This window comes from Sphingomonas swuensis, from assembly GCF_039538045.1.
Lineage (GTDB): Bacteria > Pseudomonadota > Alphaproteobacteria > Sphingomonadales > Sphingomonadaceae > Sphingomicrobium > Sphingomicrobium swuense.
On record NZ_BAABBQ010000001.1, the window covers coordinates 2033235 to 2047824 of the forward strand.

A 14590-nucleotide genomic window follows, 5' to 3' on the forward strand; every position below is an offset into this window, starting at 1 on the left:
CTTAGATCGAGCCCTGGCTGAGGAAATAGACGACCGCGACCGCGATCGCCGCGAGCACGGCGAGCTTGATCACGCCCTTGACGAACTTGAAGGCGAGGAAGGCGGCGACCAGCGCGACGAGGATGACGATGATGGAGCCGTCCACCTAGGCGCCCTCGCCCGCTTCGGCCCACATCGGCCGATAGTCGTAATTGCGCTCGGTCATCTTCTTGAGGTTGGTGGGGCCGCCCTCTGCGCAACTGGTCTGCCGACCGATCTGCGAGCCCGGCTTGACCGGCTTGCCCGAGGCCAGCGCGTCGAGCACGGCACCCATGCTCTCCTCGGTCAGATCCTCGAAATTGTCGTCGTTGATCTGGACCATCGGCGCGTTTGCGCAGGCGCCGAGGCACTCCACCTCGGTCAGCGTGAACAGCCCGTCGGACGTCGTATAGCCCTTCTTGATCCCGCGCTTCTCGCAGGCGGCGAGCACGTCGTCAGACCCGCGCAGCATGCACGGCGTCGTCCCGCACAGCTGCACGTGATACTTGCCGACGGGAACCAGATTGAACATCGTGTAGAAGCTGGCGACCTCCATCGCGCGCACCGGCGGAAGCCCGCATTCGGCGGCGACGAATTCGATCACGGGGATCGGCAGCCAGCCCTGCGTGCCCGTCTCGGCCCCGACCTGCCGCTGGGCGAGGTCGAGCAACGGGATCACCGCCGAAGCCTTGCGGCCTTCGGGATATTTAGCGAGCGCGCGCGCGGCCTCGGGCGCATGTGCCTTGTCCCAGGTGAACCCACCCCAGCGCGAACGAAGCTCGGGGACGTCGGGCGCGAAGTGACGCTCGGCCATTAGCGGTCACACTCCCCGAACACGATGTCCATCGCGCCGAGAACGGCAGTCGTATCGGCCAGCATGTGACCCTTCATCATGAAGTCCATCGCCTGCAGGTGGCTGAACGCGGTCGGGCGGATCTTGCAGCGGTAGGGCTTGTTGGTGCCGTCGGCGACCAGATAGACGCCGAACTCGCCCTTGGGGCTTTCGGTCGCGACATACACTTCACCCGCCGGGACATGGTAGCCCTCGGTATAGAGCTTGAAGTGATGGATGAGCGCTTCCATCGAAGTCTTCATCTCGGCGCGCTTGGGCGGAAATACCTTGCGATCCTCGCTGCCGATCGGACCCTCGGGCATCTCCTTCAGGCACTGGCGGACGATCCGCCAGCTCTGCCGGACTTCCTCGACGCGGACCATGAAGCGATCGTAGCAGTCGCCGCTGGTGCCGACCGGGACGTCGAACTCCATCCGGTCATAGACCTCGTAGGGCTGCGAGCGGCGGATGTCCCACGGAATGCCCGAGCCGCGGATCATCGGACCCGAGAAGCCCCAGGCGATTGCGTCTTCCTTGGTGACGATGCCGATGTCGACGTTGCGCTGCTTGAAGATGCGGTTGTCGGCGACGAGGCTGATCGCGTCCTCGAACAGGCCGAGGCGGTTGTCGAGGAAGTCGCCGATCTCGCTCAGCACCTTGGGCGGGATGTCCTGGTGGACGCCGCCGACGCGGAAATAGTTGGCGTGCATCCGGGCACCCGACACGCTCTCGTAGATCTGCATCAGATCTTCGCGCAGCTCGAACAGCCACAGGTTGGGCGTCATCGCGCCCACGTCCATCACGTGGCTGCCCAGGTTGAGCATGTGGTTCTTGATGCGGGTCAGCTCCGCCATCATCACCCGGATGTACTGGGCGCGAAGCGGGATCTCGAGGCCCATCAATTTCTCGGCGGCGAGCACGAAGCTGTGCTCCATGCACATCGGCGAGCAGTAATCGAGGCGATCGAAATAGGGGATCGCCTGCGCGTAGGTCTTGTACTCGATCAGCTTCTCTGTGCCGCGGTGAAGCAGCCCGACATGCGGATCGCAGCGCTCGACGATCTCGCCGTCCAGTTCCATGATCAGGCGGAGCACGCCATGCGCCGCCGGATGCTGCGGGCCGAAGTTGATCGTGTAATTCTCGATGACGTCGTCGCCGGCGTTCTGGTCGCCGCGCTCGGGGATCACCCCGACCTCGACCTTGCGCCGTCCCTCGCTCGCGCCGGTGAAGGCGGACGAGTCGGGCGTTGCGGCTGCCCGCTCGCCGAGCGTCCCGCCAGTCGCGGGAACGAGGTCCTGTTCCTGTGCCATGCTACTGCGCCTCCCCGCTATCGCGGGTCACGTTGGGGCTGTTGGGGACCGGCTCGTCCACATCGGTGGCCTTGCCGCCGACCTGCGCCGACTTGTCCTCGTTGGACTTGCGCGCCTCGGCCGAGGCTTCGGCCTTGCCGGCGGTCGCGCGGTCCTCATTGTCGGTGTTGTAGGGCTTCTCGCCCTTGCGCTCTCCGGCGCCGGCGCCCGCCTGGACCTTGGGCGCGTCGGTCGTCGCCGGTGCGGGCGACGGAGCACCCGGCGCCTGCGGCTCGGCCTTCTCGTCGCCGGGCAGGCGGTACTCCGGCCCGTTCCACGGCGTCAGGAAGTCGAACGAGCGGAAATCCTGGGCGAGGCTCACCGGCTCGTAGACGACACGCTTCTCGGCTTCCGAGTAGCGCATCTCGGTGTAGCCGGTCATCGGAAAGTCCTTGCGCAGCGGATGCCCCTCGAACCCGTAGTCGGTCAGGATCCGGCGCAGGTCGCTGTTGCCGCTGAAGGTCACGCCATAGAGGTCGAACACCTCGCGCTCGAGCCAGCCCGCTACCGGCCACAGCGTGGTCACGGTCGGCACCGGGGTCGCCTCGTCGGTCCGGACCTTGACCCGGATGCGCCGGTTCCGGGTCAGCGAGAGCAGGTGGTAGTTGACCTCGAAGCGCTCGGGATGGTCGGGATAGTCGACCCCGGCGATCTCCATCAGCTGCTGATACTCGAGGCCCGGCGTATCGCGCAGGAGCCGGCACGCCTCGGCGACGCCGTCGCGCTCGACCGTCAGCGTGACCTCGTGGGCCTCATGCTTGGTCTCGATGACGAGCGCACCGAGCGCAGCCTCGGCGGCGGCGATCACGCCCTCGTCGCTGGCCATCCTGGGAGCCGAATGGGTCACCGTGCGATCGTCCCCTCGCGGCGGATCTTCCGCTGCAACTGCATGATCCCGTAGAGCAGCGCCTCGGCGGTGGGCGGGCAGCCCGGGACATAGATGTCCACCGGCACGATCCGGTCGCAGCCGCGAACGACGCTGTAGCTGTAATGGTAGTAGCCGCCGCCATTGGCGCAGCTGCCCATCGAGATGACGTAGCGCGGCTCGGCCATCTGGTCGTAGACCTTGCGCAGCGCGGGGGCCATCTTGTTGCACAGGGTGCCGGCGACGATCATCACGTCCGACTGGCGCGGGCTCGCGCGCGGGGCGACTCCGAACCGCTCGAGATCGTAGCGCGGCATGTTGACGTGGATCATCTCGACCGCGCAGCAGGCGAGGCCGAAGGTCATCCACCACAGCGAGCCGGTCCGTGCCCAGGTGAACAGGTCCTCGGCGCTGGTCACGAGAAAGCCCTTCTCGTCCAGGTCCTTGCCCATCTCGGTCAGGCGCTGGTGCTCCACCGAGCCCGGGACCAGTCCGGCGGCACGCGCAAGCTCCTCCTCGGTCGGGTAGGGGTTTGCGGCGGGATCGAGCATCACTCCCATTCGAGCGCTCCCTTCTTCCAGGCATAGGCAAGGCCGAGGCCGAGCTCCGCCAGGAACACCATCATCGCCCCCCAACCCAGCCAGCCGGTCTCGTCGAGGGTGACCGCCCAGGGGAAGAGGAACGCCGCCTCGAGGTCGAACACGATGAACAGGATGGCGACGAGGTAGAAGCGCACGTCAAACTGGCTGCGGCTGTCCTCGAAGGCCGGGAAGCCGCACTCATATTCGCTCAGCTTCTCGGCATAGGGATTGTCCGCGCCGGTGAACTTGGACGCGATGATCGGAAGCACGACGAACGCCACGCTCAGTCCGAGCGCGACGGCCAGGAACAGCAGGATCGGCAGATAGGAGGCGGCGACTGAGGCCACGGGTTACTCCGCTTCGAAAGGCTGGCCGCGCTCTAGAGCAGCGACAGTGTGGACACAACTGGCAGAAGGGCCATTCGGTGCCCGCAATCAGGCCCGCAGCGCGTTGCCGACCAGCTTGTGCAGGCGGCTGTGAAGGTCGCCATTGGCCGCCAGATATTCGCGCCGGTCCATCATCCGGTCCTGGCCGCGGAAATCGGACACGAAGCCGCCCGCTTCCTTGACCAGCAGGAGCCCCGCCGCGCTGTCCCACAGGTCGAGGTCGTCTTCCCAGAAGCCGTCCATCCGCCCCGCCGCGACCCAGGCGAAGTCGAGGCTGGCCGCGCCGAAACGGCGGATCCCGGCAACTTCAGGAGCGATCGCGTTGTAGATCTTGCTCCACTTCGGCGCGTCGGAACGGCCGACGTGCGGAATCCCGGTACCGATCACCGCCTCGTCGAGGTAACGCCGCGCCGAGACCCGGAGGCGCCGGTCGTGAAGCCAGCTGCCCCGCCCCTTCTCGGCCCAGAAGGTCTCGTCGGTCAGCGGCTGGTAGACCAGCGCATGGGTGATGTCCGGCTGCCCGTTGGGCTTCTTCTCCTCGACCGCGATCGAGATGGCGAAGTGGGGGATGCCGTGGAGAAAGTTGGTGGTGCCGTCGAGCGGATCGACGATGAAGCGCGGCTTTGCCGGATTGCCGGCGATCTCGCCGCTTTCCTCGAGCAGCAAATTCCAGTCCGGGCGAGCTGCGCGCAATTCCTCGACGATGGTCTGCTCGGCCTGCCGGTCGGCCATGCTGACGAAGTCGCCCGGCCCCTTCTTCGAGACCTGCAGCTGCTCGACCTCGCCGAAGTCGCGGCGCAGGCGCGGGGCGGCCTTGCGGGCCGCTTTCTGCATGACGGCAATGAGGCCGGAGTGGGAAACCATGTCATTCTCCTCCCCTCCCGCTTGCGGGAGGGGTTGGGGGGAGGGATTGTCGTCGAGGGAGGGAGAACAGCCCTCCCCTGGTCCCTCCCGCAGGCGGGAGGGAAAAAGGCTCAGTCCGCGCGGCGGACGTAGGTCTGCTCGTAGACGTCGACCACGATCTTGGTCCCGCTCGAGATGTGCGGGGGAACCATGACCCGGACGCCATTGTCGAGGATCGCCGGCTTGTAGCTGGACGAGGCGGTCTGCCCCTTCACCACGGCATCGGCCTCGACGATCGTCGCCTCGACCGTGTCGGGAAGCTGGACCGAAAGCGGCCGCTCCTCGTGGAGTTCCATCACCACGTCCATGCCGTCCTGAAGGAACGCCGCGGCGTCGCCCAGCGTGTCGCGCGGCAGGGTGATCTGCTCGTAGCTTTCCTTGTCCATGAACACGAGGTCGTCGCCCTCGGCATAGAGGTAGGAGAAGTCCTTGGTGTCGAGGCGGATCCGCTCCACCGTCTCGGCCGAGCGGAAGCGGACGTTGTTCTTGCGGCCGTCGATGAGGTTCTTCATCTCGACCTGCATGTAGGCACCGCCCTTGCCGGGCTGGGTGTGCTGGATCTTCACCGCACGCCAGATGCCGCCTTCATATTCGATGATGTTGCCGGGACGAATGTCCACGCCGCTGATCTTCATGCCGATCCGCTTTCCGCTTTGTACTGGTTTGAAAGAGCCGCGCGGCCCCTAGCCTCTACGACGCGTCACGGCAAGCTACCGGCGGCCGGCGAGCAGCGGATAGGGGTTGATCGGCGCGCCCTGATACCAGCGTTCGCCGGGGCTCATCCGGTAGATGGCGTAGTGAAGGTGCGGCCCCGAAGGATTGGCATTGCCGCTCACCCCGACCGTCCCGACCAGCTCCCCGCGGCGGATGCGCTGCCCTTCCCTGAGGTTCGGCGAATAGGCATCGAGGTGCGCATAATAGTGCAGCCACAGGCCATCGGGCGAGCGCACATAGGCCGTCACGCCCCCGCCACCGCGCGAGAAATAGAGCTTCTCGACCGTGCCGTCGGTGGCGGAGACGACCGGGGTTCCGCGCGGAGCCATGATGTCGATCGCATTATGCACGCGCCGCCCCCCGCCCCTGCTGGCGGTGAAGGTGTCGCTCAGCTCCGACGAGGCGACCCCGGCGACCGGGATCGCCAGTCCCGAAGGCGCGATCGTCGCCCGCCCCACCTCGACGGACGCTCGCGGCGCGCGCCGACTTCCATCGAGCCCGACCTTCTCCGCCGTCTCGGACAGGATGGCGGTCGTGGCGCCAGGCGGATCGGCCGAACCGGTGACGTTGCGCCACCACAGCCACGCGCCCAGCGCCAGGAGGCCGAACACGAGGGCATTGCCGAACAGGCTCAGTCGACTGACCCGTACTCGCCTCGCCATCGTTTAGCTCTGGAAGATGGCCGTGAAGCCGGGCTTCATGATCCGGCTCAGGCGAATGACGTCCCAATTGGCGAGCCGGATGCAGCCCGAGCTCTCGGCGCGACCGATCGTTTCCGGGCTGTCGGTCCCATGGATGCCGTAATGCTCCTTGGTGAGGTCGAGCCAGGCAACCCCGACCGGGCCGTTGGGTCCAGGGGGAAGCAGCTGCTCGGGCTCGTTCGGGTCCTTCCCCTTGAGGATGCTGGGCTGATACTTGAAATCGGGATCGAAGGCGAAGGTCGTGGCCTTCCAGCGACCGATCGGCAGCGGATATTGCGCCGAGCCCATCGTCACCGGGAATTGGGCGACGAGCTTGCCCGGAGTGTCGCTCAGCTTGGGTGCAGGTCCGGGATTGCTGTTGGTGCTCATCTGCCCCTTGGGCACCTCGCCCTGGTAGACGCGCATCACGCCCTCGGACTTGTCGACGACGACGAAGTCACCAGCGGGCTGCTGCGCCTCGACATTGAAGAAGCTTAGCAGGCGGCCCTGCTTGCCGTCGATCGCGCCAGCATAGTCGCGCGACGCCGGAAGGACGTTGGGGAGTCGCAGCGACTGCCCCGCACCGATCAGCTTGTCAGGGCCGTTCAGCGCGACGATCGTCCGCGGGGTTGTGTGGAAGCGCTCCGCCAGCTGCTCGAGCATGTTGCGATAGTAGAGACCCTTGAGCTTGGCCTGATCCGCCGCATCCTTGGGGAACGGGTAGACGAACGGCCCGCCGACATCGGTCGCGGTCAGCTGCAGCACGCGGGTCGAGGGCCGGTCGAGCTGGACCAGCGCCTTGCGGGTCGGACCATCCATCTCGCCCGTGACCGGCAGGTTGCGGCTCTGCTGGAAGCCCTTGATCGCCTGCGCGAAGACCTTGCCCTTCTTGCCGTCGATGACTCCGCTCGGGAAACCGGCGGCGTCGAGCAGGACCTGCGCGTGGAAGACGGTCCCGTCAATCGGAGAGCCGGGCGTTCCCGGCGGCACCCATGCGGTCTGCCCGCCTTTCTGTCCGGCAGTTGCAGTCGCCGCCGCACCGTTATTCTGCGCCATGGTCACGCTCGCGCCCGCAAGCAGCGCAAGTCCAACACCCGTCGTCACCAACCACCTTTTGGACACGCTCACTCTCCACACGCATTTCATTGTTGGAGCCGGAACGACCGACCGACCCTGCGTATCCCTTCGGAACTGGCTTGTGGCCCTTTTGCCACGCTGTGACCGATACGTTGCCGAAACGTCTTGCGAGCCAGATTCCCGCCTTTTAAGGGCGCCGCGGGCCAGCGATCGCCGGCCCTTTCACTATCTTTCCGGGGGAAAGTTCATGCGTCTCTTTATCGTGAGCGCGATCGCGTTCGCGGCCGCCACGCCTGCGGCAGCCCAGACCGCCGCAAGCACCAACAACTATGACGGATTCCGCGGCGAAGTCCGCCTCGGCTGGGAAACCCCGACCGTCAGCGGCGACGGCGACGTCTACAAGCTGGGTAGCGCGGTCAGCTACGGCGCCGAGGCCGGCTACGACCTGAGCGTCGGCAAGAATGTCACGGTCGGTCCCTACGCCAGCTGGGAGCAGAGCTCGGTCGAACTCGATGCTGACGCCGGTGCGGGGATCAAGGTCGGCCGCAACTATCAGGTCGGCGGGCGGGTCGGCACCGGCCTCGGCGGCGTGCTCGGCTATGTGAAGTTCGGCTATTCGAACATCAAGCTCAGCCTCACGGACACCGAGATCGACTATAGCGACACCAAGGGTGGCTTCGGTGGCGGCCTCGGCATCGAGGGCAACATCGGCAAGAACGCCTATGCCGGGATCGAGGGCAATTATTCGGACTTCGGCAAGTTCGAGGGCATCAACCTCCAGCGCCGCCAGCTCGCGGGCAAGCTCGGCTTCCGCTTCTAAGCGACCATTCGCCGATCGATGGGAGGGTGCGGCCGGCAACGGTCGCGCCCTTCTGACGTTTGAAGTCGATGCCCAATGCAATTCTATTCGACATCGACGGCACGCTCGTCGACAGCAATAACTTCCACGTCCTCGCCTGGGCCGAGGCCTTCCACGCCGCGGGCCATGATTTCCGCCTCCGGCAACTTCACGATCAGGTGGGCAAGGGCGCCGACAATTATGTCCGGGCCTTGCTGCCCGACCTCCCGGGCAGTGAGGCCGACCGGCTCGGCGACGAGCATGGCCGCCTCTTCCGCAAACATTATCTCCACCGCGTGAAGCCGTTCCCGCATGCACGGGACCTCCTGGCACGCTGCAAGGGCGAAGGCCTGAGAGTGTTCCTCGCTTCATCCGCCAGCAAATCGGAAGTCGAGCATCACCTTGGCCTGCTCGATGCCCGCGATCTGGTCGACGGCTTCGTCGCCGCCGACGACGTCGCGCATTCCAAGCCTTGCCCCGACATCTTCGCCGCCGCGCTCGACAAGGCCGGGGTCGGCCCGGACCAAGCGCTGGTAGTCGGGGACACGCCCTACGACATCGAGGCCGCGACGAAGGTTGGCGTGCGCAGCGTCGCGGTGCGCTCGGGGCTATTTGCCGACGAGACGCTCGAGGGCGCCATCGCCATCTACGACGATGTTGCCGACATCCTCGCGCGCTTCAACGACAGCCCGCTTGCGCGCGGCTAGCGCTTCAGGAGCGGTTGGAAGGCAGCCACCACCGCAGCCGGATCCTGGGCGTTCCACACCGCACCGCTGACCGCGAGGAAATCGGCTCCCGCCTGGACCAGCGCGCCGCCATTCTCCGGCGTGATTCCGCCGACCGCGACGCAGGGCAGTTCGAACAACGTACCCCACCAGCTCAGCAGGCTCGGCTCGGCGACATGCTTCACCGTCTTGGTCGTAGTCGGGAAGAAGGCACCGAAGGCGACATAGTCGACCCCGGCCTCGCCGGCTTCCATCGCCAGGTGCCGGCTGTCGTGGCAGGTCACCCCGATCTGCGCCTGCGGGCCGAGCAGCGCCCTCGCCTCGCGCGGATCGCCGTCGTCCTGGCCAAGGTGCACGCCATCGGCACCGATCCGCTTGGCAAGGCTCATGTCGTCGTTGACGATGAAGGCGGTGCCATGTTCGGCGCAGATCGCCTGCAGCGGCTCGGCGAGCTTCGCCAGCGCATGCTGGTCGACGCCCTTCACGCGAAGCTGGAAGGCCGCCACGCCGCCGCCATCCAGCACGGACCGCAGCCGATCCGGAAACGCTCCGCCGACCTCCTGCGGGCTGATAAGGTAGAGCCCCGCATCGCCGCGCCCCTGCGGCACGAAGCGTTCGGCAAAGCCCTCGACGCTGAGGTCGTCGTCATGGTCATTCTCGTTCATGCCCGCTCCACTAGCGGCTCGCGCCCGCTCGGAACAGGGCGGCGGAAAACAGCCAGAAGAGCGCGAACACGCCGCTGAAGATGGCGCCACGCTGATCCTGCCCGACTCCGCCGACGGCGAGCGCTGCCTGAAGGGCGGCTGCCGCGAGCGTCACCCGGACCATCCCTTCGGGGCGAAGCCGCACCCAGATCCCGCCGATCATGACGAGCGCGAGCAGGCCGATAAACAGCAGATTGTAGGGATTGTCCTCCGACCCGATCATGCCGACCGCAAGATTGACCCAGATGGTCAGGAAGGCGGTGAGCACCGCGACGATCGCACCGAGGCGCACGAACATGCTCCCCGACTGTCGGACGAGGAATTCGATCCCCAGCCCGACCGAACCGAGAAGAATCCCCATGATGACGAAGTCGGATGCGGTCCATGGGAAGCGGAAGATTGCCGGAAGCGAGAGCAGCACCGCGATCGTGCCCCAGCCAAGCAGGCGCCAGGGCAGGCGACGGAGAGTGGATGAGTGGGACATGGCAAGCTACCTCGCAGTGGACGTGACGGCTTGTCACCTGCCCCGCCCACTGCTGAAAGGCATGAGCGAGAGGTGAGCATTTGCTGAGCGGGATGACCAATGAGGCGCTGACCTTCGGACCGTGGCGGATCGAGCCCGCCGAACGCCGGCTGAGCCGCGACGGCGAGGCGGTGGAGCTCAGCGGCCGCTACCTCGACGCCTTGCTGCTGCTCGCCCGCAATGCCGGCAAGCTGGTCAGCAAGGACCGCTTCATGGACGAGGTTTGGGCCGGCGTTCCGGTGACCGACGAAGCCCTCACCCAATGTATCCGCACTCTCCGCCGCACACTCGGTGACGAGGCCGCGCGGCCGCGTTTCATCGAGACTGTTCCGAGGCACGGCTATCGCTTCGTGGCGGAGGTCCACTCTGCCGACACCGTCAATGCAGACCCTGTGCGGGAAGAAACGGCGGCCGCGTCCGGACGGCGCGGCGCAAGCGAATGGCTGCTCCTTGCCGCCGCGGGCCTCGCCGGGGGTGCCGGTGCCGGCCTCATCGGCGGCATCGGCTACGGCCTTCTCGCCGCCAACGCTCCGCCACCCGGGACCGGCGCGGTCTCGATCGTGCTGGTGATGACCTGCATCTGCCTGCTCGTCGGAGCGCTTGGCGGCCTCGGTGTCGGCGCGGGCATCGCGGCCGCGCGGCTCCTGCCCGGTCGGCGGCTATTCCCGACGATGCTCGGCGGGGCGCTCGGCGGCCTGGCGGTGGGAACCCTCGGGCGGCTGGTCGGGCTCGACGCATTTGCCCTGCTGGTCGGCACCCGTCCGCTGGCGATCACCGGCGGCAGCGAGGGCCTGCTGGTCGGCGCCTTCGCCGGCGCGGCCGCCTGGCTCGCGCTCCGCACCCCACGCCCGCTCGAGCGCGCCGCCACATATGGGGCCGCGATCGGCGCGAATGCCGGCCTGCTGGTGACGCTCGCCGGCGGGCAGATGATGGCCGGAAGTCTCGCCGTGCTCGTCGCCGCGCATCCGCAGGCCCCGCTTGGCTCGCTGCTCGGCGACGCGCTGCCCATCTGGCTAAGGCTGGTCAGCGGTGCGGTGGAGGGCGCCGTGTTCGTCGGCGCCCTGTCACTCGCTGTTGCCGCGGTGGCGCGAACGCCCCGCGGCTGAGATCAGGCGACCGAGGCGGCGTGGATCTCGTCGATCGCGCCGCCGAGCGTCTGGTCGAACTCCTCGTCCGACTGCTGGTGACGCAGGTCCGACAGCAGCGCCCGGCTGAAGCTCGCGATCATGCCGGGGTTCTGCGCCAGCTGGGCACAGGCGTCGGCGCGGCTGAACCCGCCCGACAGCGCCACCACGCGAAGCACCTTCGGATGGTCGATCAGCGGCTGGAACAGCCCGGCCTCGGCCGGAATCGACAGCTTGAGCATGACCTGCTGGCCCTCGCCGAGTCGGTCGAGGTGACGCAGGATCTCGTCGCGCAGCAGCCGGTCGCAGCCATCGCGGTCGGCGCTCTTGATGTTCACCTCGGGCTCGATGATCGGCACCAGTCCGTGGCGCAGGACCTGCAGCGCGACCTCGAACTGCTGCCCGACGATCGCCGCCACGCCCGCCTCGTTGGCGAGGTTTACGACCGAGCGCTCCTTGGTCCCGAACACGCCGAGGTCCTTGGCGCGGGCAAGCAGCTCGTCGAGCCCGGCAATCGGCTTCATCATCTGAACGCCGTCAGCCTCGTCCTCCAGACCCTTGTCGATCTTGATGAAGGGCACGATCCCGCGCTCGGTCAGCGCAGTCGGGGTCGGACTTCCATCGACCTCGCCGTCCATCGTCTTCTCGAACAGGATCGCGCCGATGACCTTCTCGCCCGAGAAGCAGGGCGAGGTGATGATCCGGCTGCGCATCTGGTGGATGAGGCCGAACATCTCCTCGTCGCCGGCATAGGCGTCTTCCTCGATGCCATAGCCTTTGAGCGCCTTGGGCGTGGACCCTCCGGACTGGTCGAGCGCGGCGATGAAGCCCTGCCCCGCCTCGATCTTCGCCCGCATCTCTTCGTTGGTCATGACGCTCCTTGAACCCTGCTGCATACGTATGCGGGCGGGCTCTAACGGCGGGTCATGCCGTGCGCAACCGGCTCAGGACTGGAGTGCGGCGACCCCCGGAAGCGTGCGCCCTTCCATCCACTCGAGGAAGGCGCCGCCAGCGGTCGAGACAAAGGTGAAGTCGCCGACGACCCCGGCATGGTTGAGCGCCGAGACCGTGTCGCCGCCGCCCGCGACCGAGACCAGGCTTCCATCCTGAGTCAGCGCCGCCGCGGTCCGTGCCAGCGCCACCGTTGCCGCATCGAACGGCTCGGTCTCGAACGCTCCGAGCGGCCCGTTCCAGACCAGGGTCCGGCAGGTCTTGAGTGCATCGCCGAGTGCCTCGACCGCCGCCGGACCGACATCAAGGATCATCTCGTCCTCGGCGACTTCGTGGACGTTGCAGGTCCGCAGGCTCGGCGGATTGGCGGCGAACTCCTTCGCCACCACCACGTCGTAAGGAAGGTGCACCGTGCAATTGGCCTGGTCGGCCCGCTCGAGGATCGCCTCGGCCTCGCCGGTCAGGTCGTGCTCGCACAGGGACTTGCCGACCTTGACCCCGCGCGCGGCAAGGAAGGTGTTGGCCATGCCGCCACCGATGATGAGATGGTCGACCTTGCCGACCAGATGCCCGAGCACCGCCAGCTTGGACGAGACCTTGGCGCCGCCGACGACGGCGGCGACCGGACGTTCGGGATTTCCGAGCGCTGCTTCGAGCGCCTTCAGTTCGGCTTCCATCGCCCGTCCGGCGAAGCTCGGCAGGAGATGCGCGACCCCCTCGGTCGAGGAGTGCGCCCGGTGCGCCGCCGAGAAGGCATCGTTGACATAATAGTCGCCGAGCGCCGCCATACCCTGGCTGAGCTCGGGATCGTTCTTCTCTTCGCCCGCATGGAAGCGGGTGTTCTCGAGCACGGCGATCGAGCCTTCGGTCATGGTCGAGACCGCACGTGCGGCATGCTCCCCGGCGCAATCCTCGACGAACCGGACCGAGCGGCCGGTGAGGTCGGTCAGCGGCTTGACCAGAAGGGCCGTCGACATGTCGGGCCGGGTCTGTCCCTTGGGTCGCCCGAAATGGCTCAGCAGCAGCACGATCGCCCCGCGATCCGCCAGTTCGAGGATCGTCGGCAGCGCCGCTCGAAGCCGGGTGGCATCGCTGACCGCCCCATCCTGCATCGGCACGTTGAGGTCGACGCGGACGAGCACGCGCTTGCCGTGAAGGTCAGAAGGGAGGTCGTCGAGGGTCTTGAAAGGCATTCTGTTTCCTTCTCCCCTCCCGCTCACGGGAGGGGTCGGGGGAGGGAATGTCGGGGAAGCAACAGGCCCTCCCCTAGCCCCTCCCGCAAGCGGGAGGGAAATGCATCTCAGCCCAACTTGGCCATCGCGCAGGCGGTGTCGACCATGCGGTTCGAGAAGCCCCACTCATTGTCGTACCAGCTGACGACGCGCACCAGCTTGCCCTCGAGCACCGCCGTCTCGAGGCTGTCGACGGTCGAGCTCGCCGGATTGTGGTTGAGGTCGATCGAGACCAATGGCTCGTCGGTGTAGGCGAGGATGCCCTTCAAGGGCCCGCTCTCGGACGCCGCCTTGAGCACGCCGTTGACCTCGTCGAGCGTGGTGTCGCGCTTGGGCGTGAAGGTCAGGTCGACCATCGACACGTTCGGGGTCGGGACCCGGATGGCCGAGCCGTCGAGCTTGCCCTTCAGTTCGGGCAGAACTTCACCGACGGCGCGGGCAGCGCCGGTGGTGGTCGGGATCATGCTCATCCCCGCGGCGCGCGCGCGGCGCATGTCGCTGTGGATCTGGTCGAGGATCTTCTGGTCGTTGGTGTAGGCGTGGATGGTGGTCATCAGCCCGCGCTCGATCCCGATCGCGTCATTGAGGACCTTGGCCACCGGCGCGAGGCAGTTGGTGGTGCAGCTCGCGTTCGAGACGACGCGGTGCTCGGCGGTCAGCTTGTCGTGGTTGACGCCGTAGACGACGGTCAGGTCAGCGCCCTTCGCCGGAGCCGAGATCAGCACCCGCTTGGCGCCGGCCGCGATGTGCTTCTCGCCGCCAGCCTTGTCGGTGAAGAAGCCGGTGCACTCGAGCGCCAGCTCGACGCCAAGGTCCTTGTGCGGAAGATTGGCCGGATCGCGCTCTGCGGTCACCGCGATGCGCTTGCCGTTGATGACGATGGCGTCGCCTTCGGCCTTCACTTCGCCAGGAAAGCGGCCGTGGACCGAGTCGCGCTCGAACAGCCAGGCGTTCGACTTGGCGTCGGCGAGGTCGTTGATCGCGACCAGCTCGAGCCCGCAATCGGGACGCTCGAGGATGGCCCGTGCGACCAGCCGGCCGATCCGGCCGAACCCATTGATGGCGACTTTGGTCATCGTGTCTTCTCT

At 66.9% G+C, this 14590-nt stretch carries 18 protein-coding genes; 3 read left to right on the forward strand and 15 right to left on the reverse strand.

Translation table 11 applies throughout. The annotated features are described in order from the left end of the window. Position 1: 1 nt before the first annotated feature. From ABD727_RS09980 to ABD727_RS10025, 10 genes are all read right to left on the reverse strand, one after another. Positions 2–145 carry a hypothetical protein gene (locus ABD727_RS09980; RefSeq protein WP_344707262.1) on the reverse strand — a complete coding sequence of 48 codons (144 nt, stop codon included), beginning with the start codon at positions 143–145 and terminating at the stop codon, positions 2–4. Next, a complete protein-coding gene (locus ABD727_RS09985; protein ID WP_344707263.1) occupies positions 146–832 on the reverse strand; it encodes a complex I 24 kDa subunit family protein in 687 nt (228 codons plus the stop codon). After that, complete coding sequence (locus ABD727_RS09990; protein ID WP_344707264.1) at positions 832–2160, reverse strand: NADH-quinone oxidoreductase subunit D; 1329 nt, start codon at positions 2158–2160, stop codon at positions 832–834. The genes ABD727_RS09985 and ABD727_RS09990 overlap by 1 nt, the downstream gene beginning before the upstream one ends. Before the next feature lies 1 nt (position 2161). Then, positions 2162–3046: an NADH-quinone oxidoreductase subunit C gene (locus tag ABD727_RS09995; RefSeq protein ID WP_344707265.1), complete on the reverse strand. Its 885-nt coding sequence runs from the start codon at positions 3044–3046 to the stop codon at positions 2162–2164. Beyond that, positions 3043–3516, reverse strand: coding sequence for a NuoB/complex I 20 kDa subunit family protein (locus ABD727_RS10000; protein WP_425566810.1), 474 nt, complete (start codon positions 3514–3516; stop codon positions 3043–3045). Before ABD727_RS10000 ends, ABD727_RS09995 begins: the two co-directional genes overlap by 4 nt. A gap of 98 nt (positions 3517–3614) precedes the next feature. Then, complete coding sequence (ndhC, locus tag ABD727_RS10005; protein ID WP_344707267.1) at positions 3615–3992, reverse strand: NADH-quinone oxidoreductase subunit A; 378 nt, start codon at positions 3990–3992, stop codon at positions 3615–3617. A gap of 87 nt (positions 3993–4079) precedes the next feature. Further along, entirely contained in the window at positions 4080–4895 is an 816-nt protein-coding gene (locus tag ABD727_RS10010; protein WP_344707268.1) for an inositol monophosphatase family protein, read from the reverse strand. 110 nt (positions 4896–5005) lie between these two features. Further along, positions 5006–5569, reverse strand: coding sequence for an elongation factor P (gene efp, locus ABD727_RS10015; protein ID WP_344707269.1), 564 nt, complete (start codon positions 5567–5569; stop codon positions 5006–5008). A gap of 75 nt (positions 5570–5644) precedes the next feature. Next, complete coding sequence (locus ABD727_RS10020; RefSeq protein ID WP_344707270.1) at positions 5645–6310, reverse strand: M23 family metallopeptidase; 666 nt, start codon at positions 6308–6310, stop codon at positions 5645–5647. A gap of 3 nt (positions 6311–6313) precedes the next feature. Further along, positions 6314–7450 (reverse strand): L,D-transpeptidase family protein, encoded by a 1137-nt coding sequence (locus tag ABD727_RS10025; protein ID WP_344707271.1) that lies wholly within the window; start codon positions 7448–7450, stop codon positions 6314–6316. A gap of 202 nt (positions 7451–7652) precedes the next feature. Here ABD727_RS10025 and ABD727_RS10030 point away from each other — a divergent pair, with 202 nt between their 5' ends. Both ABD727_RS10030 and ABD727_RS10035 read left to right on the forward strand, forming a co-directional pair. After that, positions 7653–8225 carry an outer membrane beta-barrel protein gene (locus ABD727_RS10030; protein WP_344707272.1) on the forward strand — a complete coding sequence of 191 codons (573 nt, stop codon included), beginning with the start codon at positions 7653–7655 and terminating at the stop codon, positions 8223–8225. Positions 8226–8293: 68 nt separating this feature from the next. Next, positions 8294–8950 carry an HAD family hydrolase gene (locus ABD727_RS10035; RefSeq protein ID WP_344707273.1) on the forward strand — a complete coding sequence of 219 codons (657 nt, stop codon included), beginning with the start codon at positions 8294–8296 and terminating at the stop codon, positions 8948–8950. On the opposite strand, the gene thiE is transcribed toward ABD727_RS10035, so the two are convergent. Together thiE and ABD727_RS10045 are read right to left on the reverse strand one after the other, a co-directional pair. Beyond that, positions 8947–9633 carry a thiamine phosphate synthase gene (gene thiE / locus ABD727_RS10040; protein WP_344707274.1) on the reverse strand — a complete coding sequence of 229 codons (687 nt, stop codon included), beginning with the start codon at positions 9631–9633 and terminating at the stop codon, positions 8947–8949. The genes ABD727_RS10035 and thiE overlap by 4 nt on opposite strands. Before the next feature lie 10 nt (positions 9634–9643). Next, positions 9644–10156 (reverse strand): hypothetical protein, encoded by a 513-nt coding sequence (locus tag ABD727_RS10045; protein WP_344707275.1) that lies wholly within the window; start codon positions 10154–10156, stop codon positions 9644–9646. A gap of 92 nt (positions 10157–10248) precedes the next feature. Here ABD727_RS10045 and ABD727_RS10050 point away from each other — a divergent pair, with 92 nt between their 5' ends. Further along, positions 10249–11301, forward strand: a complete 1053-nt coding sequence (locus ABD727_RS10050) for a winged helix-turn-helix domain-containing protein (protein WP_344707276.1) — start codon at positions 10249–10251, stop codon at positions 11299–11301. Between the two features lie 2 nt (positions 11302–11303). Here ABD727_RS10050 and ABD727_RS10055 read toward each other — a convergent pair whose 3' ends face one another. The 3 genes from ABD727_RS10055 to gap all read right to left on the reverse strand — a co-directional run bounded on the left by ABD727_RS10055 (position 11304) and on the right by gap (position 14578). Continuing rightward, positions 11304–12191 carry a fructose bisphosphate aldolase gene (locus ABD727_RS10055; protein WP_344707277.1) on the reverse strand — a complete coding sequence of 296 codons (888 nt, stop codon included), beginning with the start codon at positions 12189–12191 and terminating at the stop codon, positions 11304–11306. Between the two features lie 72 nt (positions 12192–12263). Further along, a complete protein-coding gene (locus ABD727_RS10060; RefSeq protein WP_344707278.1) occupies positions 12264–13463 on the reverse strand; it encodes a phosphoglycerate kinase in 1200 nt (399 codons plus the stop codon). A 107-nt stretch (positions 13464–13570) separates the two neighbouring features. Continuing rightward, on the reverse strand, positions 13571–14578 hold the full coding sequence (gap, locus tag ABD727_RS10065) for a type I glyceraldehyde-3-phosphate dehydrogenase (RefSeq protein WP_344707279.1): 1008 nt from the start codon (positions 14576–14578) through the stop codon (positions 13571–13573). Between the last annotated feature and the right edge of the window lie 12 nt (positions 14579–14590).